Source organism: Nocardia sp. CY41 (assembly GCF_009829325.1).
Classification (GTDB): domain Bacteria; phylum Actinomycetota; class Actinomycetes; order Mycobacteriales; family Mycobacteriaceae; genus Nocardia.
In genome coordinates this window covers 1-1,914 of record NZ_VUOS01000103.1, presented here as the reverse complement: position 1 = coordinate 1,914, position 1,914 = coordinate 1, and the positions used below count along the sequence as shown (strand labels likewise).

At 67.3% G+C, this 1,914-nt stretch carries 1 protein-coding gene; it reads right to left on the bottom strand.

Annotation, left to right across the window (positions count from 1 at the left end; genetic code table 11):
- Window positions 1-234: 234 nt before the first annotated feature.
- Window positions 235-1,485 (bottom strand): cytochrome P450, encoded by a 1,251-nt coding sequence (locus tag GVY64_RS36835; RefSeq protein ID WP_159851299.1) that lies wholly within the window; start codon window positions 1,483-1,485, stop codon window positions 235-237.
- Window positions 1,486-1,914 lie beyond the last annotated feature (429 nt).

Sequence of the window (1,914 nt, the reverse complement as noted above, 5' to 3'; positions counted from 1 at the left end):
CCAAGATCACGGACCTGCGCTCCCAGCGCGGCCACGTGCGCCTGCAGATCAGTGGCGTCGCGAACGTGGAGAGGAGTTGGTGGCGACGCGGGTATTCGCGGACGAGGCCGCGGCCTTGGCCGCCCACCGCTGCAACGGCGACACGCTGGTTTATGCACTGAGATGGCGAGTTCGGCCCCAGACTCACAAGTTTGAGAAAGGGGGAACGATCTGGCCGTCGTTTCGGGCGGTGTACTACGGCAGCGGTAGCGGCGGCGACTGTGGGAAGGCGACCGGCAGGGCGGTCAGCGCTCGATGGAAGGGGCCGGGGCGCCAGGTCAGCGCGTCGGTCGGTACCGCGAGGCGTAGCTCCGGTAGCGCGTCGAGCAGTTGGTCGATGGCGTCCTGGGCGATCATGTATGCCAGCGAGTTCGCGGGACATGCGTGTGGCCCACCACCGCCGAAGGCGAGATGGGCGCGGTTGCCCGCGTAGCGTTCGGCGCGGATCGCGGGGTCGGTGTTGCAGGCGGCGATGCTGATCACGACCGGTTGGTGGGCGGGCAGCCAGACGTCGTCGATCAGGATCGGCTGCTTGGGGAAGCTGAGGCAGAAGTTCGCCATCGGCGGGTCGTTGAACAGCACTTCGTCGAGCGCGTCCCGGGTCGAGAGGCTGCCGCCGAGTACGCTGCCGCCGAACCGCTCGTCGGTGAGGATCAGCAGCAGGGTGTTGACGATCAGATTCAGCTGCGGCTCGATGCCCGCGCCGTAGAGCGTGGCCAGCTGGTGGACCATCTCGGTGTCGTTCAGCCCGGCCGAGTGCCCGAGCATGCCGGTGGTGATGTCGTCACCGGGATCGGTGCGCTTCAGTAGCGTCAGCTCGGCCAGCGAATCGGTCAGCATCGTGTTCCCGCGTTCGGCGTCGGCGCCCTCGAAGATCACGGCCATACCGGCCAGGGCGCGCTGCGCGATCTCGGCAGGGCAACCCAACATGGCGTTCAGCGCCGCGAAGGCGAGCGGAAAAGCATACTGGCGCAGTATATCCGCGGATCCGTCCGCGCAGAACGCGTTGATCAGCGGTGTCGCCAGCTGCGCGATGGTGTCGTGCAGACGGTAGAGGTCGACCTTCGCCAGACCGGCGATGTTGGCTTGCCGGTAGCGGGCATGCTCGGCTCCGGCGTTGCGCATCGCGTTCGGCCGCCACTGCATCATCGGCAGCACCGGGCAGTCGGCGGGAATGTCCTGCTGCCATGTGCGGGGGTCGGCCGGGAAGTGGTCCGGATCGTTCAGGATCCGCACGGCGGTGTGATATCCGAGCACCAGGGTGGCGGGAACTCCCGGCGCCAGTTCCACCGGCGCCAGCGATCCGTACCGCTCGCGCATCTCCCGGTAGGCGCTGTGCGGATCCGCGGCGAACTCGTTGGAGAACAAGGGAATTCGCGGGCCGTCGGTGTCGATCGGCGAACCGTGGGGTGCGCGGCTGTGCGCGGAGGGCGGGGGCATCGTCATCGAGGAGGCTCCAGGCGATCGGGCAACAAGATCCGTGAGCCTAGGCCGCCCGCAGGCCGCCCGCACCGGAAACGACTCAGGAACTCCTCGACTACTCGGTTGGCCTCGACGGGGTGATCGGCCGGTTTCGGCAGCGGCAGGTGCTGCTCGCGGCGGCGCGGGAACGTGGTGCGGGCCGCGAACACCAGATTGTGGGACACGCTGGCCGACTCGCTGACCACACCGCAGGCGCGGCTGCTGCTGGACTTCGTCCGATCAGCAGGTGAGGACCAGAGGGCGATCGGCCCGGTAGGTGCGCACGGCACTGCGCGTACTGGACGCACGTAGCTCCTGCTCGTTCCCGCGTTCCGCACGGGCACACCATCAGGCCGACCACCGAAAGGCCATTCTATGAATATCTGCCCAATGATAAGAAAACCTTATTTCAAG

Bases quoted from the DNA above. Each gene is read 5' to 3' on its own strand.
- GVY64_RS36835 (WP_159851299.1), bottom strand. From the start codon at position 1,485: ATGACGATGCCCCCGCCCTCCGCGCACAGCCGCGCACCCCACGGTTCG.